We start from the raw sequence: 25,614 nt of genomic DNA on the forward strand, positions 1-25,614 counted from the left end.
GTCAGCGGCTCCCGTCGCGCACCCGGACGGCGTCGGGCGCCGGGCGCGGCTGGTCGAGCGAGTAGCCGCGGGCCGGCCGCCCGGCGGCCTCCGCGGGGTGGTGGCAGTCGGGCCCGGCCGGGGCGCCCGCGCCGGCCAGCGGCCCGTCGTAGGTCAGCAGCCCCGAGTCGACGACGACCGCGCGGGTGAGCACCCCCGCCAGCGGGCCGGTCTCGTGGGTCACGACCACCAGTGTCGTGCCGCCCGCGGACACCCGGGCGAGCACGCCGGCCAGCGCCGCCTGGCTGGCCGCGTCCACCCCGGCGGTCGGCTCGTCCATGATCAGCAGCTCGGGCTCGGCGGCCAGCGCGCGGGCCACGAGCACCCGCCGCTGCTGACCGCCGGACAGCGAGGCCACCGGGTCCTCGAGCCGGTCGGCCAGGCCCACGGCGGCCACGGCCTCGGCGACGGCGGCGCGGTCGCGCGGACCGGGCCGGCGGAACAGCCCCAGGCGGGGCAGTCGGCCGACGGTGACGACCTCGCGGACGGTCGCCGGCATCGCGCCGCTGACCGTGTGGCGCTGCGGCACGTACCCGACCCGGCCGCGCTCGCGCAGCCGGCCGACCGGGGCGCCGAGCACCTCCACGGTGCCGCCGAGCACCGTGGCCAGGCCGAGCACCCCGCGGGAGAGCGTGGTCTTGCCCGACCCGTTGGAGCCGAGCACCGCGACGGCCTCGCCGCGCCGCACGGTCAGGTCGGCGTCACGGACGATCGCGACGTCGCCGTACCCGATGGTGGCGCCGGCGAGGCGTAGCGCGGGGTCGTTCATGCGCAGCCCTGTCCCTCCTGCAGCGTGGCCAGGTCGGCGCGCATGACCTCGAGGTAGTCCGAGCCGGCCGACTCGTCGGTGAGGCCCTCGAGCGGGTCGAGCACGGCGGTCTGCACGCCGGCCTCCTGCGCGACGGTCTCGGCGACGGCGGGGTCGACGAGGGTCTCGGTGTAGACGGTGGTCACGCCGGTCTCGCGCACCAGGGTGGAGATCTCGGCGAGCTGCCCGGGGCTGGGCTCCGTCGAGGGGCTCAGGCCGCTGATGCCGACCACCTCCAGACCGTACCGGTCGGCGAGGTAGCCGAAGGCGTCGTGGGAGGTGACCAGGGTGCTCACCGCGCAGTCGGCCAGCCCCTCCTGCATCTCGGCGTCGAGGGCCTCGAGGTCGGTGCGCAGCGCGGCGGCGTTCTCCTCGTAGGTGGCGGCGCCGTCGGGGTCGGTCTCGGCGAGCCGCTCGGCCAGCGCGTCGCCGACGTCGGCCAGCCGGGTCGGGTCGAGCCAGAAGTGGGGGTCGGTGACCTCCTCACCCTCGGCGTGCTCCTCCTCGCCGCCCTCCTCCTCGGCGTGTTCGGCGTGCTCCTCCTCGCTCTCGCCCTCGTGCGAGTGCTCCTCGGTCGTCAGCGAGAGGTCGGCCGCCTGGCCGGCGTCCCAGGTGTTGTCGCCGGCCTCGGCCGCGGCGTCGTCGAGCGCCGGCTGGAAGCCCTGGAGGTAGACGACGAGGTCGGCCTCGGTGAGGGAGGCGACGTCGCGCGGGGTCAGCTCGAGGTCGTGCGGCTCCGCGCCCGGCGGGGTGAGCGAGGTGACGTCGACCCGGTCGCCGCCGACCCGCTCGGCCGCCCACTGCAGCGGGTAGAAGGCCGCGACGACGCCGACGCCGTCCGACGCCGCGGCCGCGTCGTCGCCGGACCCGCAGGCGGTCAGCAGGAGGGCGGTGGCCGAGGCGGCGGTCGCGGCGAGCACGCGCGTCGAGATCGTGGGCATGAGAACCATTCTCACACATCGGCGACACGCCCGGCCGGGAGGGGCGCCGGGTAGCGTGAGGGGGTGTCCGACGCCGCCGAGCTGCCGCTGATCGGGGCCGCCGTCACGCGCGCCCGCGCCGCCTCCCGGGTGCTGCGCACCCTGCCGACCGACGTCAAGGACGCCGCGCTGTCCGCGATGGCCGACGCGCTGGTCGAGCGCACCGACGAGGTGCTCGCCGCCAACGCGCGCGACGTCGAGGCCGCGGCCGCCGACGGCACCCCGGCGTCGGTGCTCGACCGGCTGCGCCTCGACGCCGGCCGGGTCGCCGGGGTGGCCGCGGCGCTGCGCGAGCTGGTCGCGCTGCCCGACCCGGTGGGCGACGTCGTCCGCGGGTCCCGGCTGCCCAACGGGCTCGAGCTGCGCCAGGTCCGGGTGCCCTTCGGCGTGATCGGGATCGTCTACGAGGCGCGGCCCAACGTGACCGTCGACGCCGCGGGCCTGTGCCTGAAGAGCGGCAACGCGGCGCTGCTGCGCGGCTCGGCGTCGGCGTTCGGCACGAACACCGCGCTGGTCGCCGTCCTGTCCGAGGCGGGGCAGAAGGCCGGGCTGCCGGAGGGCGCCGTCGAGCTGCTGCCGGCCGACCGCGCCTCGGTGGGCGAGCTGCTCTCCGCGCGCGGGCTGGTCGACCTCGTCATCCCGCGCGGCGGGGCCTCGCTCATCCAGCGGGTGGTCCGCGAGGCGCAGGTGCCGGTCATCGAGACCGGCGTCGGCAACTGCCACGTCTACGTCGACGCCTCCGCCGACGCCGCCATGGCCGAGGCGGTCGTGCTCAACTCCAAGACGCACCGGGTCAGCGTGTGCAACTCCGCGGAGACGCTGCTCGTGCACCGCGACGCGCCGTTCCTGCCGCGGCTGCTCAGCGCGCTCGCCGACGCCGGCGTGACGCTGCACGGCGACGACGCCGCCCGCGCCGCGCACGACGCCGTCGTCCCGGCCACCGACGAGGACTGGGCCACCGAGTACCTGTCGATGGACATGGCCGTGCGGGTGGTCGACGACCTGCCGCAGGCCCTCGACCACATCGCGCGGTGGGGGAGCGGGCACAGCGAGGCGATCGTCGCCGACTCCGCGACCGCCATCGCCGCGTTCACCGCCGGGGTCGACGCGGCCGCCGTCCTGGTCAACGCCTCCACCCGGTTCACCGACGGCGGCGAGTTCGGGTTCGGCGCCGAGATCGGCATCTCCACCCAGAAGCTGCACGCGCGCGGGCCGCTGGGTCTGCCCGAGCTGACCAGCACCACCTACGTCGTCACCGGGAACGGCCACACGCGCTGATCCCGCACCCCTGAGGAGTCCGATGCCCCGCCCGCCGACGCAGTTGCCGCAGTTCTCCTCCGTCGCCGACGTCGAGAAGCGGCTGTCCACGGCGGGGTACCTGCCCGACGAGCGGATCGCGACGACGGTCTTCCTCGCCGACCGGCTGGGCAAGCCGCTGCTGGTCGAGGGACCGGCCGGCACCGGCAAGACCGAGCTCGCCAAGGCGCTGGCGGCGGCGACGAGCGCGGAACTGATCCGGCTGCAGTGCTACGAGGGCCTCGACGAGGCGCGGGCGCTGTACGAGTGGAACTACAAGAAGCAGCTGCTGCGCATCCAGGCGGCGCAGGGGGACGGCGGCGCGGACTGGGACACCGTCCACGACGACATCTTCGGCGAGGAGTTCCTGCTGTCGCGGCCGCTGCTCACCGCGATCCGGCGCACCGAGCCCACCGTGCTGCTCATCGACGAGACCGACAAGGCCGACGTCGAGGTCGAGGGCCTGCTGCTCGAGGTGCTCAGCGACTTCCAGGTGACCATCCCCGAGCTCGGCACGGTCGCCGCCACCCGCCGGCCCACGGTGGTGCTCACCTCCAACGCCACGCGTGAGCTGTCCGAGGCGCTCAAGCGGCGCTGCCTGTACCTGTCGCTGGACTACCCGTCGGCCGAGCGGGAGCGGGAGATCGTGCTCTCCCGGGTGCCCGACCTCGCGCCGGCGCTGGCCGAGCAGCTCGTGCGCACCATCCGGGCGCTGCGGGCGATGGAGCTGAAGAAGTCGCCGTCGATCTCCGAGACCCTCGACTGGGCGCAGACGCTGCTGGAGCTGGGTCTGGACACCCTCGACGAGACGGCGGTGCGCGCGACGCTCGGCGTGGTGCTCAAGCACGCCAGCGACCAGGACCGGGCCGCCGCCGAGCTGCGGCTCAACTGATGAGCGCGCCGGCGGCTCCCGGCCCGGTCGCCGCGGGCGGTCTGGCCGGGCACCTCGACGGGTTCGTGCGCGCGGTGCGCGAGGCCGGCATCCCGGTCGGCATCAGCCAGGCCGTCGACGCCGCCGAGATCCTCACCGTCGTCGACCTGCTCGAGCGCGAGCAGCTGCGGCACGGCCTGGCGGCGGTGCTGCTGCAGCGGGCGTCGCAGCGGCCGGCCTACGACGTGCTGTTCGACCTGTGGTGGCCGCTGTCCGACCGCCCCGCGTCCGGCCCCGACGCCGACGGGGACCCCGACGGCGGGGCCAGCGGGGATGCGGACGAGGACGCCGACGACGGCGCGACGCTCGACCTGCCCGACGGGCACGGCGACGGCGACGAGCGCGACCTCGCCGAGCGGATGCGCGCCGAGCTCGCCCGCCTGCTCGCTGACGGCGACGACGAGGCGCTGCGCCGCTTCGCCCGGAGGGCCGTGGAGCAGCTCGGCCGGGCGCCGGCGTCGCCGTCGGGGCAGTCGTTCTTCGGGTACCGGGTGATGCGGGCGCTGTCGCCCGACACCCTGGTCGCCCAGCTGCTCGCCGGGCTCCTCGGGGACGGCGGCCGTGGCGGCCTGGCCGAGCAGGTGGCGCGGCAGACGGTCCGCGAGCGGCTGGCCGCGTTCCGGGCGGCCGTCGACGCCGAGGTGCGGCGGCGGGCGGCGGCCGAGCGCGGCCGGGACCGCGTGGCGAAGAGCGCGGTGCGGCCGCTGGCCGAGCAGGTCGACTTCCTGCGCGCGCAGCAGGCCGACCTCGCCGAGCTGCGGCGGGCGGTGGCCCCGCTGGCCCGCCGGCTGGCGGTGCGGCTGTCGGCGCGGCGGCGGATGGGCCGCGAGGGCCGGCTGGACTTCCGCAAGACCGTGCGCGCCTCGCTGGGCACCGGCGGCGTCCCGGTGGTCACCCACCACCGGCCGCGCAAGGTGCACAAGCCGGAGCTGGTCGTGCTGTGCGACGTCAGCGGCTCGGTCGCCGGGTTCAGCCACTTCACGCTGATGCTCACCCAGGCGCTGCGCGAGCACTTCTCCGGCGTGCGGGCGTTCGCGTTCGTCGACGCCACCGACGAGGTGACCCGCTTCTTCCGGCCCGGCGCCGACGTCGCCCAGGCGATCGCCCGGATCGGCCGGGAGGCCGACGTGGTGGCCTTCGACGGGCACAGCGACTACGGCAACGCCCTCGAGGTGTTCGCCGACCGCTGGCCGACCGCCGTCGGGCCGAAGACGTCGCTGCTCGTGCTCGGCGACGGGCGGACCAACTACCGCCAGCCGGGGCTGCCGGTGCTCGCCGACCTGGTGCGCCGTGCCCGCTCGGCGCACTGGCTCAACCCGGAGCCGCGGCGGCTGTGGGGGAGCGGCGACTCGGCGGCCGACCGCTACGGCGAGGTCATCGACATGGTCGAGTGCCGCAACGCCACCCAGCTCGCCGACTTCGTCACCACCCTCTGAGCCGTAACCGCCGCGGTGCGCTCCGTGGCGGCACGCGTGCCCGACACGCCCGGGACGGTGGATCCGCGCCGCGGCCGTAACCGGATCCCGCTCGTTCCGTTGGTCAGCGCGGTGCCGGGTCCGGTCCGGCGCCACCCCGGCTCCTCCGCCCCGGCGGCGGAGCCCGGGGGAGCGACCGACGGCACGGGGGTGCCGGTCGTGACCGGACCCCGGTCCCGGCGGCCGGGTGCGGCGACGACCGCGCCCGGCCGTCCGGACCGGGCGCCGTCCACCGCCCGTTCCACCGGGGCCGGACCGGTCCGGCCCGCATCGCCCCGCCCGGCTAGGCTCGATCGGTGGCTGGGACGCGGATCGGCGTGATGGGCGGGACGTTCGACCCCGTCCACCACGGCCACCTGGTCGCCGCCAGCGAGGTCGCCGGTCTGTTCGGTCTCGACGAGGTCGTCTTCGTGCCGACCGGCCAGCCCTGGCAGAAGACCGAGCGCGAGGTCAGCCCCGCCGAGGACCGCTACCTCATGACCGTCATCGCCACCGCCTCCAACCCGCGGTTCTCCGTCAGCCGGGTCGACGTCGACCGCGAGGGGCCGACGTACACGATCGACACCCTCTCCGACCTGCACGCCCAGCGCCCCGACGCCGAGCTGTTCTTCATCACCGGCGCCGACGCGCTCGCCCAGATCCTCAGCTGGCGCGACAGCGACCGCTTCCTCCGGCTGGCGCACTTCGTCGGGGTCACCCGCCCCGGGTACGCGCTCGCCGACGGCCACCTGCCCGAGGGCGCGGTGAGCCTGGTCGAGATCCCGGCCCTGGCCATCAGCTCCACCGACTGCCGCGACCGCGTCGCCCGCGGGATGCCGGTCTGGTACCTCGTGCCCGACGGGGTCGTGCAGTACATCGAGAAGCGCGGGCTGTACCGGACCGGGCAGACCGCCCGCCGCCCCGGCGCCCCGCGCACCGGCCGGCCCGCCGCCGGCCCCGCCGACCCACCCACCGAAGACCTCCGGGAGATGCCCCGATGACCGCCTCCGCCGAGGCGCGGGAGACCGCACTGCTCGCAGCCCAGGCCGCCGCCGACAAGCTCGCCACCGACGTCTCGATCGTCGACGTCAGCGACCGGCTCGCCATCACCGACGCCTTCGTGCTCGCCTCCGCGCCCAACGAGCGCCAGGTGCAGTCGATCGTCGACGAGGTCGAGGAGCGGCTGCGCCGCCACGGCGTGAAGCCGGTGCGCCGCGAGGGCGTCGCCGAGGCGCGCTGGGTGCTGCTGGACTTCGTCGACGTCGTCGTGCACGTCCAGCACACCGAGGAGCGGGCCTACTACGCGCTCGAGCGCCTGTGGAAGGACTGCCCGACGATCCCCTTCGTCGACCGGGCGCTGCCCGCCGACGGCGGCACCGGCCCGGCCGGAGACCGTGCCGTCGCTGACGGTGCGGTCTCCGGCGGTGTCGTCTCCGGGGACGACGTCGACCCGGCCGGCGCCTCGCCTGTGCTGCTCGCGCCCGACCCGGACGCCGAGCAGGCCGACGCGGGCGGCGCGACCGACGAGGACCTCCTCGACGACGACCTGCTCGAGGCCGACCCGCTGCTCGACGGGGGGACCGGCGGGGACGGCGCGACCGGGGACGCGACCGGTGAGCCGGGGGCGTCCGGCCGCTGACGGCCGCACACCCCCGATGAGCCTGCCCGAGCTGCCGCCCCTGCCCGTCCCGCGCCTGCTCGTCTGGCGGCACGGCCGGACGGAGTGGAACGCCACCGGCCGCTTCCAGGGCCAGATGGACCCGCCGCTCGACGCCGAGGGCCGCGCCCAGGCCGCCCGCACCGCGCCGCACCTCGCGGCGGGCGGACTGCGCACCGGGTCGTCCGTCGTCGTCTCCAGCGACCTCGTGCGCGCCGCCGACACCGCGCTGGCCCTCACCGACCTCCTCGGTGTGGACCTGCGGATCGACGAGCGGCTGCGCGAGCACGGGCTCGGCTGCTGGGAGGGCCTGACCCGCGGCGAGGTCGAGCAGCGGTACCCCGAGCAGTTCGCCGACTGGCTCGCCGGCCGGCCGGTGCACGGCCGCGGCGGCGAGGAGAACGCGGCGGTCGTCGCCCGGGCGCTGGCCGCGCTCGTGGACCTCCCGCCCGTCGACGTCGCCGTCGTCGTCACCCACGGCGGCACGGCCGGGCGGCTGATCGAGGCGCTGCTGGGCCTGGGCCCCGAGCACCGGCGGGTGTTCGGCCCGCTGTCGAACTGCGGCTGGAGCGAGGTCGCGCGGCAGGGCGACCGCTGGCGGCTAATGCGGCACAACAGCACGGTGGCCGCCGTCCCCGCGGCCGAGGGCGACGGCCGGGTCGCGAGGCCCGCCGACGGCGCCACCCCCGAGGCCGCCCCGCCGCCCGCCTCGGACGCCGACGCGCTGTCCTGAGGACACCCGCCGGACGCCCGCCGGCTCCCTCCGCGACACGCCACCGCCGGCGCGCGGTCTAGCCTCGCCTGGTGTCCGTCGCCGTGGTCACCGACTCCACGGCCTACCTGCCCCCGGACGTCGTCGCCCGGTACGGCATCGAGGTGGTGCCCTGCTACGTCGTCCTGGCCGGCCGGTCGGGGCGCGAGGGCGAGGAGATCACACCGGAGGACGTCGCCCGGGCTCTCGGCACCCGCGGGCAGCGGGTCTCCACGTCGCGGCCCACGCCCGGCGACTTCGTCGCCGCCTACCGCCGACGGCTGGCCGAGGGCGCCGACCGCGTGGTGTCGGTCCACCTGTCCGCCGACCTCTCCGGCACCTGGGACGCCGCTCGACTGGCCGCCGGGCAGGTCGGCGAGCACGTGGTGACCGTCGTCGACACCCGCTCCACCGCCATGGGCACCGGCTTCGCCGTCCTCGCGGCCGCGCGGGCGGCCGCCGAGGGCGCCACCGCGCAGGAGGTGGCCGCGGTCGCCAACGGCACCGCCGCCCGCACCCGCACGCTGTTCGTCGTCGACACCCTCGAGCACCTGCGCCGCGGCGGCCGCATCGGGCCCGCCGCCTCGCTGCTCGGCACGGCGCTGTCGATCAAGCCGCTGCTGCACGTCGTCGACGGCACGGTGGTGCCGCTGGAGCGGGTCCGCACGACCGGGCGGGCGATGACCCGCCTCGTGCAGCGCGCGGTCGAGGCGGCCGGCGGGGCGGGCGCGTCGGTCGCCGTGCACCACCTGGCCGCGGCCGACCGCGCGGAGAAGCTCGCCGCGCAGCTGCGGGAGGCCCTCCCCGGGATCCGCGAGATGCACGTCAGCGAGCTCGGCGCGGTGATCGGCGCGCATGTGGGCCCCGGCGCGGTGGGCGTCGTCGTGGCGCCGGCCGAGGTGGCGCCGGAGGAGCCGGAGGACACCCCGGAGGGCACCGCGGAGGACCCCGGGGAGGGCTGAGCAGGAGGCGGGCACGGGCGCAGGCTGCACCCGGGGACCCCTCGAACGGCTCCGCGCGTCCACAGGCGCGGTCGCCGTCCACAGCCCCGCCGCGACCGGCGTGGTGACCGGTGGAGCTGCCTAGCGTCCGCCGCGTGCGCCTGACCTCCCGCCGCGACGACGACGCCGACGTCATCCGTGCCCGGCTGCGGGTGCTGCTGGCGGAGGGCCGGCGGTCGGGCTGGCTGCCCGAGGACGACCCCCGGGACCACGACGCCCCCGACGAGGACCGCTGGGGCGAGGAGCCGGAGGAGGACGCCGGACGGGACGCCTCTGGCGCACCCGGCGACGACCTCTCCGACGGGCTCCCTCCCGGGCTCGGCCGCCACCGCGCGCCGGCGCGGACGGTCCGCGTCGACCCCGGCCGGCGGGGCAGCCGGGCGCTGTGGGCCGCCGGGCTGCTGGCCGCGCTGCTGCTCGCGGGCTGGACCTGGCTCGACCGGCCCGCCGTCGAGATGGCCCCGCCGGCTCCCGCCCCGGCCTCGGCGTCGCCACCGCCCGCCGACCCGCCGGGAGGGGCGGCCGCCGACGTCCAGCCCGCCGACGCCCAGCCCGCCGATGCGCAGCTCACCGTCGTCGTCTCGGTCGTGGGTCTCGTGGTGCGCCCCGGCCTGGTCACGCTGCCGCAGGGCTCGCGCGTCGCCGACGCGGTCGCCGCGGCGGGCGGACTGCTGCCGGAGGCCGACCCGGCGTCGGTGAACCTCGCCGCGGTGGTCGCCGACGGCGAGCAGGTGGCCGTCGGCGTGCCCGGCGCCGCACCGGCGGCCGCGCCGGCCGGAGGTGCCGCGACCGCCGGGCCCGTCGACCTCAACACCGCCACCGTGGCCGACCTGGACGCGCTGCCGGGCATCGGCCCGGTCCTGGCGCAGCGGATCGTCGACCACCGGCAGAGCGCCGGCCGGTTCACCAGCGTCGAGCAGCTCGACGACGTCCCGGGCATCGGCCCGTCGATCTACGCCGACCTCGCCGACCGGGTGCGGGTGTGAGCCGCGCGCGGGAGGGCCGCTGGACGTGGGTGGACCTCCGGCTCGTGCCGGTGGCCGTCGCCGTGTGGGCCGTGACGCTGGCCGCCGGAGCGCTGCCCCCGCTCGTCCCGGCGCTGGTGGCGGCCGGCGCGGTCCTCACCGCCGCCGTCCTGCTCCGCGCCCGCGACCGGCCGCGGGTCCTGGTGGCGCTGGCCGTCCTCGCCGCGGTCGGCACGACGGCCGGTGCGGCCGCGGTCCGGGGTGCGGCGCGGGCCACCTCGCCGCTCCTCGACGTCGCCGGTGCGGGCCCGGTGGCGCTGGTCCTGGAGGTGGACGGCGACCCGCGGCTCGTCGGTGCGGCCGCCACGCCGCGGCTCGCTCTCGACGCCACGGTCCTCGTCCTCGAGCACGCGGGCGGCCGGGTCCACTTGACCGCGGACGTGGTCGTCTTCGCGCCGGTGGAGGGCTGGGCGGGCCTGCTGCCCGGCCAGCAGGTGCGCGCCCGAGCCGCGGTCACCGCCGCCGCACCGGCCGAGGGCGTGGTCGCCCGGTTGTCGGCGCGGGGCCCGCCGGAGGCCGTCGGTGCGGTGCCGGGGTTCCAGGCACTGGCGGGCGGGCTGCGCGACGGCCTGGCCGCCTCGGCGGCGCGGGTGCTCGGCGATCCCGCGGCGGGGCTGCTGCCCGGCCTGGTCGTGGGGGACACGCGGGCGATGGACCCGGTCCTCGCGGAGGACTTCCGCCGCGCCGGCCTGTCCCACCTGACCGCGGTCTCCGGTGCGAACGTGGCGATCGTGCTGGCCGGCGTGCTGGCGCCGCTGCGCCGCCGCGCGGTCGACCGGCGCGTGCAGGCGGGAGTGGCGCTGGTCGCCCTCGCCGGCTTCGTCGTCCTGGCCCGGCCGAGCGCGAGCGTCGTCCGGGCCGCGGCGATGGGCGGGGTCGGGCTGCTGGCGCTCGCGTCGGGGCGGTCGCGGGTGGCGGTGCCCGCGCTGGCGGCCGCGGTGACCGTCCTGCTGCTCCTCGACCCCAGACTGGCCCGCGACGCCGGCTTCGCGCTGTCGGTGGGCGCCACCGCGGCCATCGTGCTGCTCGCGCCGGGCTGGTCCCGCCGGCTGCGCGACCGCGGCTGGCCGGGGCCGGTCGCCGACGCCGTCGCCGTCGCGGCGGCCGCGGGGCTGGCCACCGCACCGCTGGTCGCCGGCCTGTCGGGCCTGGTCAGCCCGGTCTCGCTGCCGGCCAACCTGCTCGCCGCGCCCGCGGTGCCGCCGGCCACCGTCCTCGGCCTGCTGGCGGCCCTCGCCGGCGCCGTCGTGCCGCCGCTGGGTGACACGCTGACCTGGCTCGCCGGCTGGCCCGTGCGGTGGCTGGTCGCCGTGGCCCGGGTCGCGGCGGGCCTCCCCGACGGGGCGGTCGGCTGGCCTGCCGGCACCCGCGGCGCGCTGCTGCTCACCGCCCTGCTGCTCGCCGCCGGCCTGCTGATGTGGCGGTTCCGGCGGCTGCGCGCCCTGGCCCTCGCCGCCGCCGTGGGCCTGGTGCTGCTCGGCTGGCCGCTGCGGCAGGCGGCCGACGGCTGGCCGCCGGACGACGCCGTCCTCGTCGCCTGCGACGTCGGCCAGGGCGACGGCCTGGTGGTGCCCACCGGACCGGGGGAGGGCGTGCTCGTCGACGCCGGCCCCGAGGTCGGGCCGATCGACCGCTGCCTCGACCGGCTGGGCATCGACGCGCTGCCGCTGGTCCTGCTGTCCCACCTCGACGCCGACCACGCCGGCGGGCTGGCCGGCGCGCTCACGGGCCGGGAGGTCGGCACCGTCGCCACCGGCGCGCTGTCCCCGGCCGACGACCGCCTGCCCGCCCTCGACGCGCTCACCGCCCGGGCCGGCGCGCGCCGCGAGGTGCTCGCGCCCGGCGACGTGCGCACCGTGGGCGGCGCGACGCTGGAGGTCCTCGCCCCGCCGCCGGAGATCGCGACGGCGGCCGCCGAGCCCAACGACCTGTCGCTGGTCGTCCGGGTCACCGTGCGCGGCATCCGGGTGCTGCTCACCGGCGACCTGAGCGCGGCGGCCGAGGCGCGGGTGCTCGCCCGCGGGGTCGACCTGCGCGCCGACGTCCTCAAGGTGCCGCACCACGGCAGCGCCGACGCCGACCCGGCGTTCCTCGCGGCGTCGGGCGCCCGGGTGGCGCTGGTCAGCGTCGGCGCGGACAACACCTACGGGCACCCGGCGCCGAGGCTGCTGACCTGGCTGTCCCGCGCGGGCATGCAGGTGCACCGCACCGACCGGGAGGGCGACCTCGCGGTGGTCGGCTCGGCGGGGGAGTGGGGCGTCGCGGCGCGCGGTGCCCCGGGTGCCGGCGCGGTGGCGGCCGAGAGCGCCGGCAGCGAGCCCGGCGGGGGCGCTCCCCGGCACGCACTGCCGGAGCGCCGGTCCCGTCGGCACCGCGTGACACCATCGGGACGTGGCAGCGGCACCCCCGGCACCGACCTCCCGCCTGCGGGCCGTCGTCGGCGAGGAGGAGCTGCTGCGCTCCCGGGCCGTGGCCGCCGTGCGTGCCGCCGTCCTCGAGCGCCACCCGCAGGCCGAGCTGCACGAGCTGACCGCCCTCGGCCTGCCCGTCGGTCAGCTGGCCGACGTGCTGGCGCCCTCCCTGTTCGGCGAGCACCGCCTCGTCGTCGTGTCCGGGGTGCAGGAGGCGGCCGGCGCCCTGGTCGACGCGCTGACCGCCTACTGCAAGGACCCCGACCCGGAGCTGACGCTGGTGGTCGTCCACCACGGCGGCAAGCGCAACGAGGCCCTCATCAAGACGCTCACCGCCGCCGGCGGGGCCGTCGACGAGTGCGCCAAGATCTCCTCCCCGGGCGACCGCGCGGCGTTCGTGCGCAACGAGGTGCGGTCGGCCGGCGGCCGGATCACCCCCGACGCGATCGGCGCCCTGGTCGACGCGGTCGGCGGTGACCTGCGGGCGCTGTCGTCGGCGGCCACCCAGCTCGTGGCCGACTTCGGCGGCACCATCGACGCCGACGCCGTCGCCCGGTTCCACCGGGGTCAGGCCGAGGTCACCGGGTTCACCGTCGCCGAGCGGGTGCTGGTGGGCGACCGCACGGGGTCGCTGGAGATGCTGCGCTGGGCGCTCGACCGCGGCGTCGCGCACGTGCTCATCGCCGACGCGATCGCCGACGGCATCCGCACCGCGGCCCGGGTGACCTCGCTGAACACCGCCAACACCGGCGACCTGGCCCGCGCGCTCAAGCTGCCGCCGTGGAAGGTCAAGAAGGCCCAGACGCAGGCGCGCGGCTGGAGCATCGACGGGCTGCAGCAGGCCATCGGCGTGGCCGCCGAGCTCAACGCCGACGTGAAGGGCGTCGCCGCGAGCGCCGACTACGCCCTGGAGCGGGCGATCCGCCGGATCGTCGACATCCGCGCCACCACCGGCCGCGACGCCCGGGCCCGCAGCCTGCGCTGACGTGGCGGGCCGCCGGGCCGCCCGGACGCGCCGTTCCGAGCCGGAGGGCCCCGGAACGCGACGAGCCCCGTCCCTCACGGGGACGGGGCTCGTCGCAGGAGCGCTGGGACGCAGCTCAGAGGCTGGTCAGCTGCTTGGCCATGCCCGACTTGCGGTTGGCGGCCTGGTTCTTGTGGATGATGCCCTTGCTGGCGGCCTTGTCGAGGGCCTTGCCGGCCTTCTGCAGGGCGGTCGTCGCGGCCTCGGTGTCGCCGGCGGCGGCGGCCTCGCGGAAGCGGCGGACGGCCGTCTTCAGGGCGGACTTGACGGCGACGTTGCGCTGCCGCGCCTTCTCGTTCGTCTTGTTCCGCTTGATCTGGGACTTGATGTTCGCCACGCGTGAGCCTCGGTGTCTCGCAGGAAGGGAGTCTGTCAGTGCGTCCGGACGTCATGCGTCAGCGGACCGGCCTGCCAGGTTACCAGCGCCCCGACCGCCACCCCAACCCGCGTCGCACCCGGCCCGGGGCGGGTGCTCGGCAGGGCGGCGAGGTCGTGGGACGATGGCGGCACTGTGACGACTCCCGCTGCCACCGATCCCGCCCGGATCCGGAACTTCTGCATCATCGCCCACATCGACCACGGCAAGTCGACGCTGGCCGACCGGATGCTCGAGGTGACCGGGATCATCGAGGCGCGGCAGATGCGCGCGCAGTACCTCGACCGGATGGACATCGAGCGCGAGCGCGGCATCACCATCAAGGCGCAGAACGTGCGCCTGCCCTGGAAGGTCGGCGACGCCGAGTACGTCCTCGACATGATCGACACCCCGGGCCACGTCGACTTCACCTACGAGGTGTCCCGGTCGCTGGCCGCCTGCGAGGGCGCGGTCCTGCTGGTCGACGCCGCGCAGGGCATCGAGGCGCAGACCCTGGCCAACCTCTACCTGGCCCTGGAGAACGACCTCACGATCATCCCGGTCCTCAACAAGATCGACCTGCCGGCCGCCCAGCCGGAGAAGTACGCCGCCGAGATCGCGCACATCATCGGCTGCGACCCCGAGGACGTCCTGCGGGTCAGCGGCAAGACCGGCGAGGGCGTGCCCGAGCTGCTGGACGAGATCGTCGCCCAGATCCCCGCCCCGGTCGGCGACGCGCAGGCGCCGGCCCGCGCGATGATCTTCGACTCGGTCTACGACATCTACCGCGGCGTCATCACCTACGTGCGCGTCGTCGACGGCCGGATCTCCAGCCGCGAGCGCATCAAGATGATGTCCACCGGCGCCACGCACGAGCTGCTCGAGATCGGCGTCATCTCACCCGAGCCCAAGCCGGTCGAGGGCCTCGGCGTCGGCGAGGTCGGCTACTTCATCACCGGCGTGAAGGACGTCCGCCAGTCCCGCGTCGGCGACACCGTCACGCTGCAGCACAAGCCGGCCGCCGAGCCGATCGGCGGCTACAGCGACCCCAAGCCGATGGTCTACTCCGGGCTCTACCCGATCGACGGCAGCGAGTACCCGCTGCTGCGCGAGGCCCTGGACAAGCTGCTGCTCAACGACGCCGCGCTCACCTACGAGCCGGAGACGTCGGCGGCGCTGGGCTTCGGCTTCCGCGTCGGCTTCCTCGGCCTGCTGCACCTGGAGATCGTGCGCGAGCGGCTGGAGCGCGAGGCGGGCATCAGCCTCATCTCCACCGCGCCCAACGTCGTCTACCGGGTGGTGATGGAGGACGGCACCGAGCACACCGTCACCAACCCCAGCGACTGGCCCGAGGGCAAGATCGACCGCGTCTTCGAGCCGATCGTCAACGCCACGATCATCGCGCCGAGCGACTACACCGGCGCGATCATGGAGCTGTGCCAGAGCCGGCGCGGCCAGCTCGGCGGCATGGACTACCTGAGCGAGTCCCGGGTCGAGCTGCGCTACACGCTGCCCCTCGGCGAGATCATCTTCGACTTCTTCGACGCTCTGAAGTCGCGCACCCGCGGCTACGCCAGCCTCGACTACGCCGAGGCGGGCGAGCAGGAGTCCTCGCTGGTCAAGGTGGACATCCTGCTGCAGGGCGAGGCCGTCGACGCGTTCAGCGCCATCGTCCACAAGGACAAGGCGTACAGCTACGGCGTGATGATGGCCGGGAAGCTGCGCGAGCTCATCCCGCGGCAGCAGTTCGAGGTGCCCATCCAGGCCGCCGTCGGCTCCCGGGTCATCGCCCGCGAGACGGTGCGCGCCATCCGCAAGGACGTCCTCGCCAAGTGCTACGGCGGTGACATCACCCGCAAGCGGAAGCTGCTGGAGAAGCAGAAGGAGGGCAAGAAGCGGATGAAGATGGTCGGCCGCGTCGAGGTCCCCCAGGAGGCGTTCGTCGCCGCGCTCTCCACCAACGAGCCGTCCGCCGCGAAGAAGTGAGCGGCCGGCTCCTCGCCGTCTGCGTCTCCGGCTCCGACCTGCTGCCCCTGCCCGGGCGCCGGCCCGACCGCAGTGGCATCGACAAGCGCCCGCGGGAGGGCCGCGTCGCCGTGCACGAGCTGGGTCTCGACGGCGACGTCCAGGTCAACCGCAAGTACCACGGCGGCGAGGGGCAGGCGGTCTACGCCTTCGCCCAGGAGGACGCCGACGTCTGGGCCGCCGAGCTCGGCCGCGACCTGCCGCCGGGCCGGTTCGGGGAGAACCTGCGGACGGCGGGCGTCGACCTCACCGCCGCCGAGGTGGGGGAGCGCTGGCGGGTCGGGACGGCGCTGGTCGAGGTGACCGCGCCGCGCATCCCGTGCGCCAACTTCGCCCGCTTCTGGGACGTCCCGGACCTGGTCAAGCGGTTCACCGCTCGCGGTGCCACCGGCGCCTACCTGCGGGTGCTCGAGACCGGCGACGTCGGCGCGGGCGACGAGGTGACCGTCGTCCACCGGCCGGGTCATGGCGTCACCACCGGCCTCGCGTTCCGGGCGCTGACCACCCAGCGGTACCGGGTCGCGCAGCTGGAGCCGGCGCTCGCGTCGTTCCCGGTCAAGGACCGGCCGAAGCTCGCCGAGCGGATCGCGCGCGCCACGGCCACGGCCGCCCGGACCTGACCCGAGCGGCGCGCTACCGTGCCCGCGCCGGGCGCACCCGGCACGAACGGGGAGGTCGGGATGCTGTTGCGCCGCGCTGCCGCGCTGGGGGCCGGGCTGGTGGTCGCGCTCGCCGGCTGCGGGGGCGGTGAGCCGGAGGAGTCCGCCGGCGACCTGCTCCAGCGCGCCAAGACGACGCTCGACGAGACCAGCAGCCTGCACTTCGTGCTCACCAGCGAGGGCGCCCCGACCACCGGCACCGCGCTGACCGGCGGCGAGGGCGACGTCCTGCGACCGGCCTCCTTCGAGGGCACCCTGCAGGTCCTGGCCGCGGGCTCCTCCCTGGACCTGGCCGTGGTCTCCGTCGACGGGACCGTCTACGCCCAGCTGCCGTTCACCAGCGGCTACAGCGAGGTCGACCCCGCCCAGTTCGGCTTCGGCGACCCGGGCGCGCTGCTCGACCCGGACACCGGCATCTCGCAGCTGCTCGCCGAGGCCGACTCGGCGCAGCTGGGCGAGGAGCGGCGGGTCGACGGCGAGGTGGTGCGCGAGGTGACCGCCGAGCTGCCCGGCGAGCTGGTCGAGCAGGTGCTCACCAGCGCGGACCCGGCCCAGCCGGTGCAGGCGCGCTTCTCCGTGGCCCCCGACAGCGGCGAGCTGCGCCGCGCCGAGCTGACCGGCCCGTTCTACGCCTCCGGCCAGGACGCCACCTTCACGATCGAGCTGTCCGACCCCGGCGCCGATGTCGAGATCACCGCACCGCCAGTCGGCTGAGCCGCGGGAGGACGCCCGCCCGGTCCCGGGGCTGCCGCTGGTCGTCCTCGCGACGCTGGCGGTCCTGGTCACCGCGGCCGACACCTACGTCGTCGTCCTGGCGCTGCCCGACATCCTCGCCGGGGTCGGCGTCGGCATCGACGAGCTGCAGCGGGCGACGCCGATCATCGGCGGCTTCCTGCTCGGCTACACCGCCACGCTGCCGCTGCTGGGCCGGCTGGCCGACCTGCGCGGCCGCGTCCCCGTGCTGGCCGGCTGCCTGCTGCTGTTCGCCCTCGGGTCGCTGCTGACGGCGACGGCGGACGGTCTCGGGCTCGCGGTGGCCGGCCGCGGCCTGCAGGGCGTGGGTGCCGGCGGGCTCGTCCCGGCCACGCTGGCGCTGGTGGCCGACCGGTGGCCGCCGGAGCGCCGCGCGGTCCCGCTGGGCGTCGTCGGCGCGGTGCAGGAGGCGGGCGCGGTGCTCGGGCCGCTGGCCGGCGCCGCGGTGCTCGCCGTCGCCGACTGGCGCGCGGTCTTCTGGCTCAACCTGCTGCTCGGCCTGGCGCTGACCGCCGGGGTCGTCGTCACCGGGGGACGGCGGCCGGACCCCGTGGGGCTCGCGCTGCTCGCGCTGGCCGGCGCCGCGGGCGGCCTGCAGCTCGCCGAGCCGGCCGCGCTGGCCGAGGACGTCACGCTCGGGCTGGCCTGGGTGCCGCTGCTCGACGGCGTCCCGGCGACGACGCCGCTGGTGCTCGTCGCCGTCCTCGCCGGGGTCGCGCTCGGAGCGCGCAGCCTCGCCGCACCGGACGGCGCCGTGCTGCCGCTGCGCGGGGTGCCGCGGCTGGTGCGCGAGGTCGACGTCGTCGGCTCGCTGCTGGCCGTCGTCGCGCTGGGGGCGCTGGTGTGGTCCTTCGCCGCGGCCGACCCGGCCACCGAGGTCGTCGCCCACGGGCCGGTCCTGCTGCCGGTGGCCGCGGCCGCCGCCGTCGCGTTCTGGCTGCACGAGCGGCGCACGCCCGACCCGGTGCTGCCCCTGGGGGCGCTGCGCCCGGCCGGCGCCTGGGGCGCGCTGCTGGTCAACCTGCTGGTCGGCGTGGCGCTGGTGGCCGCGCTGGTCGACGTGCCGCTGTTCGCCCGCGCCACCACCACGCCCGGCGACCAGCTGGGCGCGGCACTGGTGCTGCTGCGGCTGCTGGTCGCGGTCCCGGTGGGCGCGGTGGCCGGCGGGTGGCTGTGCCGGCGGGTGGCGTCCCGGCTGGTCGCCGCGGCCGGCATGGCGCTGGCCGCGCTGGCACTGTGGGCGATGACCGGCTGGGGCGAGACCTCGCTGGACTCGTGGACCTCGACCGTCGTGCTGCTCGCCGCGGGTCTCGGCTTCGGCCTGGCGATCGCGCCGGTCAACGCGGTGCTGCTCGCCGTCACCGGGCCGGAGGTGCACGGCAGTGCCAGCGCGCTCGCCGTCGTCGCCCGGACCGTGGGGATGCTGGTCGGGCTGTCGCTGCTGACCGCCGTCGCGCTGCGGAGGTTCACCGCCGAGGTCGAGGCGATCGGCTCGCCGCTCACCGTCTGCCCCGACACCCCGGCCGACTGCCCCGCGTACGACGCCGCCGCGAACGCCGCCGTCCTCACCCAGCTGCACACGGTCTTCGCCGGCGCCGCGGTCGCCGCGGGACTCGCGGCGGTCGCGGCGCTGGTGCTGCTGCGGGAGCGCCCCGTCAGAGCGTGAAGACGATCTTCCCGGCGGTGCGGCCCTCGAGCATGCGGGCGAACCCCTCGCGGGCTTCGGTCACGGGCAGCTCGACGTCGATGACCGGGCGCACGCCGGTGACCGCGCACATCCGCATCAGGGACTCGAGCTCGTCGCGCGTGCCCATGGTGGAGCCGACGACCGACAGCTGGGTGAAGAAGACGCGGTTGAGCTCGGCGCTCGGGTCGAAGCCGGTGGTGGCGCCGGAGGTGACGATGACGCCACCGGGCTTGAGCGACTTGACGCTGTGGCCCCACGTCGCCTTGCCGACGGTCTCCATGACGCCGTCGACCCGCTCGGGCAGCCGGGCGCCGGTCTCGAAGGCCTGCTCCGCGCCGAGCTCCAGCGCGGCGGCCCGCTTCTCCTCGCTGCGCCCGGTGACCCACATCCGGTAGCCGGCGGCCCGGCCGAGCACGACGAGCGCGGTGGCCACGCCGCCGCTGGCGCCCTGGACGAGCACGGTCTGGCCGGGGCGCAGGCCGGAGCGGACGAACAGCATCCGGTAGGCGGTCAGCCAGGCCGTGGGCAGGCAGGCCGCCTCGGCGAAGGACAGCTCGGCGGGCTTGGGCAGCACGTTGCGCCGGGGGACGGCGACGCGCTCGGCCATCGTGCCCTGGTGCAGCTCGGAGAACAGCGAGCGCTTGGGGTCCATCGTCTCGTCGCCGGTCCAGCCGGGGCTGGCGACGACGCCGTGGACGACGACCTCGTTGCCGTCCTCGTCGAGCCCGGCCGCGTCGGTGCCCAGGATCATCGGCATCCGCTCCTGCGGCAGCCCGATGCCGCGCAGGCTGAACAGGTCGTGGTGGTTGAGCGAGACGGCCTTCACCTGCACCGTCGTCCAGCCGTCGGGGACCTCGGGCTCGGGGCGCTCGCCGACCTCCAGGACGGAGAGCGGGTCGTCGGACGAGGGCGAGGAGACGAAGACGGCGCGCATGCGCCGGACGTTAGGACACCCCGGTCCGGCGGGCGACACCGCGCCCGCCGGACCGGGACGCGCGGTCAGCGCGGTGCCGCGCAGTTCGACAGGGCCGAGCGGATCGTCCCGGGGACCCCGTCGAGCGCCGCCGTCGCGTCGACCAGCCCGGGGACGTCGACGGTGACCGAGCCGGTCACGTCGGCGGCGCGCTCGAGGACGCGCAGCCGGCACTCCGACGGGACGGGCGGCTGGGCGGTGACCGGCCCGCGGCCGCGCCAGGCCACGTCGACGGTGAGCGTCCCGGTGAGGTCGGGCACCTCGAACCCGGAGCAGGTGAGCGTCGCCGTCCCGGCGGCGCTGACCGCGCCGAGACCGGAGAACGCGGCGGGCACCCGCTCCTCGGTCACGCACTCGTAGCGGCCGGCGAACACCTCCGGCACCACGAACGCCGCCTCCCCGTCCGGGTCGAAGGCGCTTAGGAACACCCCCGCGCCGCCGACGAGCGGGAAGGCGTAGGCCGACCCCGTCGTCGTGTTCCCGGGCGGTGCCGCTGCCGCCGTGCCGGTCAGCGTGCCCAGGGTCCCGGCAGCCAGCAGCAGGGTCACCGCCGCGGCCGTCCTCGTCCTCATCGTCGTCCTCCTCCGCGCCGCCCGGGCCCTCCGGGTCCGGCGCGGGCGGGAGGGTGGCAGCGGCGCGCGAGCCGCGGAACGGATCCGGACGCGGGCGGGCCGGGGGACGGCGCGTCGCCCCGGACGCGCCGGGGTCAGCGGACGACGACGTCAGCGGACGACGACCTCAGCGGACGACGACGACCGCGTCCTGCCGGGGCACGAACTCGCCGATCACCGGGGCGCCGGGCACCTCGCCGGCCAGCAGCAGCCCGCCGGAGGTCTGCGCGTCGGCCAGCAGCAGCGCCTCGTCCTCGCCGACGGCCGACAGGTCGGTGTGCGGCCGCACCCAGTCGAGGTTGCGCCGGGTGCCGCCGGACACGAAGCCGTCGGCCAGCGCCTGCCGCGCGCCGGCGAGGTAGGGGACGGCGGCGGCGTCGACCACCGCGGTCACCCCGCTGGCCCGGGCCATCTTGTAGAGGTGGCCGAGCAGGCCGAACCCGGTGACGTCGGTGCCGGCCCGGATGCCCGCGGCGACGGCGGCCCGCGCGGCGTCCCGGTTGAGCGCCGTCATCGAGGCGACGGCCTCCTCGCTCACCTCGCCGGTGGCCTTCATGCGGCTGTTGAGCACGCCGACGCCGAGCGGCTTGGTCAGCGACAGCGGCGTGCCGGCGACGGCGGTGTCGTTCCGGATGACCCGGTCGAGGTCGAGCAGGCCGGTGACCGCCATGCCGTACTTCGGCTCGGGGTCGTCGATGGAGTGCCCGCCGCCGACGTGGCAGCCGGCCTCCTGCGCCACCTCCAGCCCGCCGCGCAGCACCTCGGCGGCGAGCTCGGCGGACAGCACGTCGCGCGGCCAGCCGAGCAGGTTGACGGCGACGACGGGGGTGCCGCCCATGGCGTAGACGTCGGACAGCGCGTTGGCCGCGGCGATCCGGCCGAAGGTGTACGCGTCGTCGACGACCGGGGTGAAGAAGTCGGTGGTCAGCACCAGGCCCTGGCCGCCAGGGATCCGGACGACGGCCGCGTCGTCGCCGTCGTCGAGGCCGACCACCAGCTCGGCGGCCGGGTCGGCCGGGCCGGTGCGGGTGAGCCCCGCGACGACGGCCTCGAGCTCGCCGGGCGGGATCTTGCAGGCGCAGCCGCCCCCGTGCGCGTACTGGGTGAGCCGGACGGTGGCGGGCGCGCTGGTCACCCGGCCGACGCTAGTCCGCCGCGGCTGGACACGTCGGGCGCGCGCGAGGACGCTCGCGGCAGACCCCGGGAGGCCGCCCGTGACCCGCCTGCTGCCCGCCGCGCTGCTGGTGCTGCTCGCCGGCTGCGCGACCGGCGCCGGGCCCCCACCGGCGGCGTCGACGGCGTCGCCGCCCGCCGCGGCGGCACCCGCCACCGGGTCCGCCGCGCCCACCGCGGCGACGCCGGTGCCGACCGGCTCGGACCCGGCGCTGCGCGCGGAGCTGCTGGCCATGCTCGAGCGCGACCAGAGCGGGCGCACCGGCGGCCCCGACCCGGAGGGCGACGCCGCGCGCACCGAGCGGCTGGCGCAGATCCTCGACGAGCACGGCTGGCCCGGCCGCGACCTGGTGGGGGAGGACGGCGCGGAGGCGGCGTGGGCGATCGCCCAGCACTCCGACCTCGACCCGGCGTTCCAGCAGCGGGCGCTGGAGCTGCTGCGCGCGGCGGTCGACGAGGGGCGGGCCTCGCCCGGCGACCTCGCCTACCTGACCGACCGGGTCGCGGCGAACACCGGGCAGCCGCAGACCTACGGCACCCAGGTGTCCTGCACGCCGGAGGGGCCCGAGCCGGCGGTACCGCTGGCCGACGAGGCCGCCGTCGAGCAGCTGCGCGCCGACGCCGGCCTGGACCCCTGGGCCGACTACCTGGAGGAGATGTCCGCGATCTGCGCGGAGGAGTGAACGCGCCGTAGGCTGCCCGGCGGAGGCGTCAGGGTGCCTGGTGGCCCCCGCGGCCTCTAAAGCCGACGTGGCCGAGCAGCTCGGTCAGGCGGGTTCGATTCCCGTCCGCCTCCGCCAGCCTCCCCGCGGGCCGGCGCGCATACGCTGCGACAGCGATGAGCGCCGACCCGCGGCGGGCAGTGCCCCGCACCGACACGCTGCTGGCCGACCCGGCGCTGGCCGAGGCCGCCGCCCGGCTGGGCCGCGACCTGGTGAAGGACGCCGTCCGCGCCGTCCAGTCCCGCGTCCGCGCGGGCGAGCTCCCGCCGGACGACGCCGTCGCCGCGGTGCTCGCCGGCCTGCCCCCGACCGCGTCGTCGCTGCGCCCGGTGCTCAACGCCACCGGCGTCCTGGTGCACACCAACCTCGGGCGGGCGCCGCTGTCGTCGGCCGCGGTCGAGGCGGTGGTCGCCGCCAGCGGCACGACCGACGTCGAGCTCGACCTGGCCACCGGCCGCCGCGGGCCGCGCGGGGAGGCGGCGCTCGCGGCGCTGCTCGACGCCGTGCCCGCGGCCGGGGCGGCGATCGTGGTGAACAACTGCGCGGCCGCCCTCGCGCTCGTGGCGACGGCGCTCGGCGGCGAGCTGGTCATCGCCCGCGGCGAGCTGGTCGAGATCGGCGACGGCTTCCGCATCCCCGAGCTGCTGGAGGCCACCGGCGCACGCCTGCGCGAGGTCGGCACCACGAATCGGGTCGCGCTCGAGGACTACACGCGGGCGGTCGGAACGGGCACCGGCGCGGTGCTCAAGGTGCACCCGTCGAACTTCGTCGTCCGCGGCTTCACCCGCGCGGTGCCGGTCGCCGACCTCGCCGCCGGGCTGGCCGGCACCGGCGTCCCGCTGGTGGCCGACGTCGGCTCCGGCCTCCTCCGCCCGCACCCGGCGCTCCCCGACGAGCCGGACCTGCAGACCACGCTCGCCGACGGCGCCGACCTCGTCCTCTCCAGCGGCGACAAGCTGCTCGGCGGCCCGCAGGCGGGACTGGTGCTCGGCCGCGCCGACCTCGTGCAGCGGCTGCGCCGGCACCCGCTCTACCGGGCGCTGCGGGTGGACAAGACGACGCTGGCCGCCCTGGAGGCGACGCTGCGCGGACCGCTGCCGCCGGTGCCGCGGATGCTGGCCGCCGACGTCGCCGGACTGCGCGCCCGCGCCGGCGCGCTGGCTGCCCGGCTGGCCGCCGCGGGGATCGACGCCCGCGCCGTCGACTCCGCCGCCCGGGTCGGCGGCGGGGGAGCGCCGGAGCACCCGCTGCCCAGCGCCGCCGTCTCGCTGCCGGAGGCCTTCGCGGAGCCGCTGCGGCGCGGCGCGCGTCCCGTCGTCGGGTACGTGGCCGACGGCCGCACCCTGCTCGACGTGCGCAGCGTCCCTCCGTCGGCCGACGACGACCTGGCCGCCGCGGTGCTGGAGGTGGCCCGCCGGTGGACGTGATCGCCACCGCGGGGCACGTCGACCACGGCAAGTCGACGCTGGTCCGCGCCCTCACCGGGATGGAGCCCGACCGGTGGGAGGAGGAGCGCCGCCGCGGGCTGACCATCGACCTCGGCTTCGCCTGGACGACGCTGCCCTCGGGCCGGGTGCTGGCCGTCGTCGACGTGCCGGGCCACGAGCGGTTCGTCGGCAACATGCTCGCCGGCGTCGGGTCGGTGCCCGCGGCGCTCGTGGTGGTGGCGGCCGACGACGGCTGGTCGGCGCAGACCACTGAACACGTCGCCGTCCTGGACGCGCTCGGCGTGCGCCACGCGCTGCTCGCCGTCACCAAGGCCGACATCGCCGACCCGGGGCCGGTGCTCGCCGACGCCACGGAGCGGCTGGCGGCCACGTCGATGGGTGCGGTGCCCGGCGTGGCGGTCAGTGCGCCGTCGGGACGGGGCGTGCCGGAGCTCGCGGCCGCGCTGGAGACGCTGCTGGCGGGCCTGCCGGCGCCCGACCCCGCGGCGCCGGTGCGGCTGTGGATCGACCGGGCCTTCCCGATCCGCGGGGCGGGCACGGTGGTCACCGGCACGCTGGCCGCGGGCTCCGTGGCGGCGGGGGACCGCCTGGCGCTGGGCGGCCGGGAGGTGGCGGTGCGCGGGGTGCAGTCGCTGGGCCGGCCCGTGGAGGGGGCGCGGGCGACCGCGCGCGTGGCACTGAACCTGCGCGGCATCGCCGTCGAGGACCTCTCCCGCGGCGACGCGCTGCTCACGCCGGATGCGTTCCGGGACACCGCCGAGGTCGACGTCACGCTGGCCCGCGAGCCCGCCGACCGGCTGCCCGCCGAGGCGGTGCTGCACGTGGGCTCGGCGGCGGTGGCCGCGCGGCTGCGGCCGTTGGAGGGGACGGCGGTGCGCCTGCGGCTGGCCGCGCCGCTGCCGCTGCGGGTGGGCGACCGGGTGCTGCTGCGCGACCCGGGTGCCCGGCGGGTGCTGGGCGCCGACGTCCGCGACGTCGCCCCGCCGGAGCTGCGCCGCCGCGGTGCCGCCCGGCAGCGGGCCGCCGACCTCGACGCGCAGTCGGCCGGGCCCGCGGGCGCGGTGGCCGACCTGGCCAGGCGCCGGGTGGTGCGGGCCGACGACTTCACCGCGATGGGCTGGCCGGTGCCCGAGGACGCGGTGCGGTCCGGGCCCTGGCTGCTGGCGCCGGGTCTCGTGGACACCCTGGCCCGCCGGGTGCCGGGGCTGGTCGCCGCGCACCGCCAGGCGCACCCGCTGGAGCCGGGGCCGCCGGTCGCCGTCGTGCGCCGGGAGCTGGAGCTGCCGGCCGACGACCTGGTGGCGCTCGTGGTCCGCCCGCCGCTGGCGCTGCGCGAGGGCCGGGTGGTGGTGGCCGCGGCGGGGCTGCCGCCGGCGGTGCAGCGCGCGGTCGACGGGATCCGCGCCCGGCTGGCGTCCGACCCGTTCGCGGCGCCGGACGCCGAGGAGCTGCGCGCCGCGCGGCTGGGCCCCCGGGAGCTGGCGGCGGCGGTGCGCGACGGGCAGCTGGTGCGGATCGCCGACGGCGTCTACCTGGCGCCGGGCGTGGAGGCGGCGGCGCGGCAGCGGCTGGCGGCGGTGCCGCCGCCGTTCACGCTGAGCCAGGCGCGGTCGGCGTGGGGCACGACCCGGCGCGTGGCGGTGCCCCTCATGGAGTGGCTGGACGCCCGCGGGGTGACCGAGCGGCTGCCCGACGCCTCCCGCCGGCTGCGCTGAGGTACGCCGGCCGGAGCGCGACACCTGTCCCGGGCGCGGTCGTGCTCTGCCCACGGAGGCGGGGCAGAGCACGACCCGCCGCGGTATCGGGACACCGCGGCGGCGTGGGAGGCGGA

Annotated in this window: 22 protein-coding genes, 1 tRNA gene and 1 pseudogene; 18 read left to right on the top strand and 6 right to left on the bottom strand. The window is 77.1% G+C overall.

The genetic code is table 11. The annotated features are described in order from the left end of the window. Position 1 precedes the first annotated feature (1 nt). Together BUE37_RS06130 and BUE37_RS06135 are read right to left on the bottom strand one after the other, a co-directional pair. A complete protein-coding gene (locus BUE37_RS06130; protein ID WP_073419161.1) occupies positions 2-808 on the bottom strand; it encodes a metal ABC transporter ATP-binding protein in 807 nt (268 codons plus the stop codon). Beyond that, a complete protein-coding gene (locus BUE37_RS06135) occupies positions 805-1,788 on the bottom strand; it encodes a metal ABC transporter substrate-binding protein (RefSeq protein ID WP_073419162.1) in 984 nt (327 codons plus the stop codon). Before BUE37_RS06135 ends, BUE37_RS06130 begins: the two co-directional genes overlap by 4 nt. 63 nt (positions 1,789-1,851) lie before the next feature. On the opposite strand from BUE37_RS06135, the gene BUE37_RS06140 reads away from it, so the two are divergent. The 10 genes and pseudogenes from BUE37_RS06140 to holA all read left to right on the top strand — a co-directional run bounded on the left by BUE37_RS06140 (position 1,852) and on the right by holA (position 13,338). Continuing rightward, entirely contained in the window at positions 1,852-3,105 is a 1,254-nt protein-coding gene (locus BUE37_RS06140) for a glutamate-5-semialdehyde dehydrogenase (RefSeq protein ID WP_175562791.1), read from the top strand. A gap of 22 nt (positions 3,106-3,127) precedes the next feature. Next, positions 3,128-4,015, top strand: a complete 888-nt coding sequence (locus tag BUE37_RS06145; RefSeq protein ID WP_073419163.1) for an AAA family ATPase — start codon at positions 3,128-3,130, stop codon at positions 4,013-4,015. Further along, positions 4,015-5,490: a vWA domain-containing protein gene (locus BUE37_RS06150; RefSeq protein WP_083628335.1), complete on the top strand. Its 1,476-nt coding sequence runs from the start codon at positions 4,015-4,017 to the stop codon at positions 5,488-5,490. Before BUE37_RS06145 ends, BUE37_RS06150 begins: the two co-directional genes overlap by 1 nt. Positions 5,491-5,825: 335 nt before the next feature. Further along, on the top strand, positions 5,826-6,509 hold the full coding sequence (gene nadD / locus BUE37_RS06155) for a nicotinate-nucleotide adenylyltransferase (RefSeq protein WP_245794325.1): 684 nt from the start codon (positions 5,826-5,828) through the stop codon (positions 6,507-6,509). Then, positions 6,506-7,147, top strand: coding sequence for a ribosome silencing factor (gene rsfS / locus BUE37_RS06160; protein ID WP_073419165.1), 642 nt, complete (start codon positions 6,506-6,508; stop codon positions 7,145-7,147). The genes nadD and rsfS overlap by 4 nt, the downstream gene beginning before the upstream one ends. Before the next feature lie 16 nt (positions 7,148-7,163). Further along, entirely contained in the window at positions 7,164-7,898 is a 735-nt protein-coding gene (locus BUE37_RS06165; RefSeq protein WP_073419612.1) for a histidine phosphatase family protein, read from the top strand. Between the two features lie 71 nt (positions 7,899-7,969). After that, positions 7,970-8,878: a DegV family protein gene (locus tag BUE37_RS06170; RefSeq protein ID WP_073419166.1), complete on the top strand. Its 909-nt coding sequence runs from the start codon at positions 7,970-7,972 to the stop codon at positions 8,876-8,878. 134 nt (positions 8,879-9,012) lie between these two features. Next, the gene (locus BUE37_RS06175) at positions 9,013-9,903 is read left to right on the top strand and encodes a ComEA family DNA-binding protein (protein ID WP_073419167.1); all 891 of its coding nucleotides are present in this window, start codon (positions 9,013-9,015) and stop codon (positions 9,901-9,903) included. 671 nt (positions 9,904-10,574) lie between these two features. Then, positions 10,575-12,005 (top strand): annotated as a pseudogene (locus BUE37_RS24375) (ComEC/Rec2 family competence protein); the annotation flags it as partial. Between the two features lie 415 nt (positions 12,006-12,420). Continuing rightward, entirely contained in the window at positions 12,421-13,338 is a 918-nt protein-coding gene (gene holA / locus BUE37_RS24380; protein WP_245794389.1) for a DNA polymerase III subunit delta, read from the top strand. A 115-nt stretch (positions 13,339-13,453) separates the two neighbouring features. On the opposite strand, the gene rpsT is transcribed toward holA, so the two are convergent. Beyond that, positions 13,454-13,714 (bottom strand): 30S ribosomal protein S20, encoded by a 261-nt coding sequence (gene rpsT, locus BUE37_RS06195; protein WP_073419169.1) that lies wholly within the window; start codon positions 13,712-13,714, stop codon positions 13,454-13,456. 174 nt (positions 13,715-13,888) lie between these two features. On the opposite strand from rpsT, the gene lepA reads away from it, so the two are divergent. The 4 genes from lepA to BUE37_RS06215 are packed head-to-tail and all read left to right on the top strand — an operon-like array spanning position 13,889 to position 18,835. Continuing rightward, a complete protein-coding gene (gene lepA / locus BUE37_RS06200; RefSeq protein ID WP_073419170.1) occupies positions 13,889-15,718 on the top strand; it encodes a translation elongation factor 4 in 1,830 nt (609 codons plus the stop codon). Beyond that, positions 15,715-16,377, top strand: a complete 663-nt coding sequence (locus BUE37_RS06205) for an MOSC domain-containing protein (protein WP_073419171.1) — start codon at positions 15,715-15,717, stop codon at positions 16,375-16,377. The genes lepA and BUE37_RS06205 overlap by 4 nt, the downstream gene beginning before the upstream one ends. Positions 16,378-16,437: 60 nt before the next feature. Further along, positions 16,438-17,130 (top strand): LppX_LprAFG lipoprotein, encoded by a 693-nt coding sequence (locus tag BUE37_RS06210; RefSeq protein ID WP_073419172.1) that lies wholly within the window; start codon positions 16,438-16,440, stop codon positions 17,128-17,130. Beyond that, positions 17,099-18,835, top strand: coding sequence for an MFS transporter (locus tag BUE37_RS06215; RefSeq protein ID WP_083628340.1), 1,737 nt, complete (start codon positions 17,099-17,101; stop codon positions 18,833-18,835). The genes BUE37_RS06210 and BUE37_RS06215 overlap by 32 nt, the downstream gene beginning before the upstream one ends. Here BUE37_RS06215 and BUE37_RS06220 read toward each other — a convergent pair. The 3 genes from BUE37_RS06220 to selD all read right to left on the bottom strand — a co-directional run bounded on the left by BUE37_RS06220 (position 18,825) and on the right by selD (position 21,575). After that, positions 18,825-19,790 (bottom strand): zinc-binding dehydrogenase, encoded by a 966-nt coding sequence (locus BUE37_RS06220; RefSeq protein ID WP_073419173.1) that lies wholly within the window; start codon positions 19,788-19,790, stop codon positions 18,825-18,827. The two genes, BUE37_RS06215 and BUE37_RS06220, sit on opposite strands and share 11 nt — an antisense overlap. Positions 19,791-19,855: 65 nt before the next feature. Then, positions 19,856-20,401 carry a hypothetical protein gene (locus BUE37_RS06225; RefSeq protein ID WP_139252829.1) on the bottom strand — a complete coding sequence of 182 codons (546 nt, stop codon included), beginning with the start codon at positions 20,399-20,401 and terminating at the stop codon, positions 19,856-19,858. Positions 20,402-20,567: 166 nt separating this feature from the next. Beyond that, complete coding sequence (gene selD / locus BUE37_RS06230; RefSeq protein ID WP_073419175.1) at positions 20,568-21,575, bottom strand: selenide, water dikinase SelD; 1,008 nt, start codon at positions 21,573-21,575, stop codon at positions 20,568-20,570. Between the two features lie 79 nt (positions 21,576-21,654). Between selD and BUE37_RS06235 the strand changes: the two genes are divergently transcribed. The 4 genes from BUE37_RS06235 (at position 21,655) to selB (ending at position 25,498) form a co-directional block, all read left to right on the top strand. Continuing rightward, a complete protein-coding gene (locus BUE37_RS06235; RefSeq protein WP_217651135.1) occupies positions 21,655-22,296 on the top strand; it encodes a DUF6624 domain-containing protein in 642 nt (213 codons plus the stop codon). A gap of 21 nt (positions 22,297-22,317) precedes the next feature. Next, a tRNA-OTHER gene (locus BUE37_RS23690) sits at positions 22,318-22,413 on the top strand. A gap of 38 nt (positions 22,414-22,451) precedes the next feature. Continuing rightward, on the top strand, positions 22,452-23,762 hold the full coding sequence (selA, locus tag BUE37_RS06240) for an L-seryl-tRNA(Sec) selenium transferase (protein WP_073419176.1): 1,311 nt from the start codon (positions 22,452-22,454) through the stop codon (positions 23,760-23,762). After that, a complete protein-coding gene (gene selB, locus BUE37_RS06245; protein WP_073419177.1) occupies positions 23,753-25,498 on the top strand; it encodes a selenocysteine-specific translation elongation factor in 1,746 nt (581 codons plus the stop codon). Before selA ends, selB begins: the two co-directional genes overlap by 10 nt. Positions 25,499-25,614 lie beyond the last annotated feature (116 nt).

It is taken from the genome of Geodermatophilus nigrescens (assembly GCF_900129495.1).
In the GTDB taxonomy this organism is placed as follows: Bacteria; Actinomycetota; Actinomycetes; order Mycobacteriales; family Geodermatophilaceae; genus Geodermatophilus; species Geodermatophilus nigrescens.

What these genes read in the sequence shown, in the direction of transcription:
- BUE37_RS06130 (WP_073419161.1), bottom strand. Translation starts at nt 808, where the DNA reads ATGAACGACCCCGCGCTACGCCTCGCCGGCGCCACCATCGGGTACGGC.
- BUE37_RS06135 (WP_073419162.1), bottom strand. Translation starts at nt 1,788, where the DNA reads ATGCCCACGATCTCGACGCGCGTGCTCGCCGCGACCGCCGCCTCGGCC.
- BUE37_RS06145 (WP_073419163.1), top strand. Translation starts at nt 3,128, where the DNA reads ATGCCCCGCCCGCCGACGCAGTTGCCGCAGTTCTCCTCCGTCGCCGAC.
- BUE37_RS06150 (WP_083628335.1), top strand. Translation starts at nt 4,015, where the DNA reads ATGAGCGCGCCGGCGGCTCCCGGCCCGGTCGCCGCGGGCGGTCTGGCC.
- rsfS (WP_073419165.1), top strand. Translation starts at nt 6,506, where the DNA reads ATGACCGCCTCCGCCGAGGCGCGGGAGACCGCACTGCTCGCAGCCCAG.
- BUE37_RS06165 (WP_073419612.1), top strand. Translation starts at nt 7,164, where the DNA reads ATGAGCCTGCCCGAGCTGCCGCCCCTGCCCGTCCCGCGCCTGCTCGTC.
- BUE37_RS06210 (WP_073419172.1), top strand. Translation starts at nt 16,438, where the DNA reads ATGCTGTTGCGCCGCGCTGCCGCGCTGGGGGCCGGGCTGGTGGTCGCG.
- BUE37_RS06215 (WP_083628340.1), top strand. Translation starts at nt 17,099, where the DNA reads ATGTCGAGATCACCGCACCGCCAGTCGGCTGAGCCGCGGGAGGACGCC.
- BUE37_RS06220 (WP_073419173.1), bottom strand. Translation starts at nt 19,790, where the DNA reads ATGCGCGCCGTCTTCGTCTCCTCGCCCTCGTCCGACGACCCGCTCTCC.
- BUE37_RS06225 (WP_139252829.1), bottom strand. Translation starts at nt 20,401, where the DNA reads ATGAGGACGAGGACGGCCGCGGCGGTGACCCTGCTGCTGGCTGCCGGG.
- selA (WP_073419176.1), top strand. Translation starts at nt 22,452, where the DNA reads ATGAGCGCCGACCCGCGGCGGGCAGTGCCCCGCACCGACACGCTGCTG.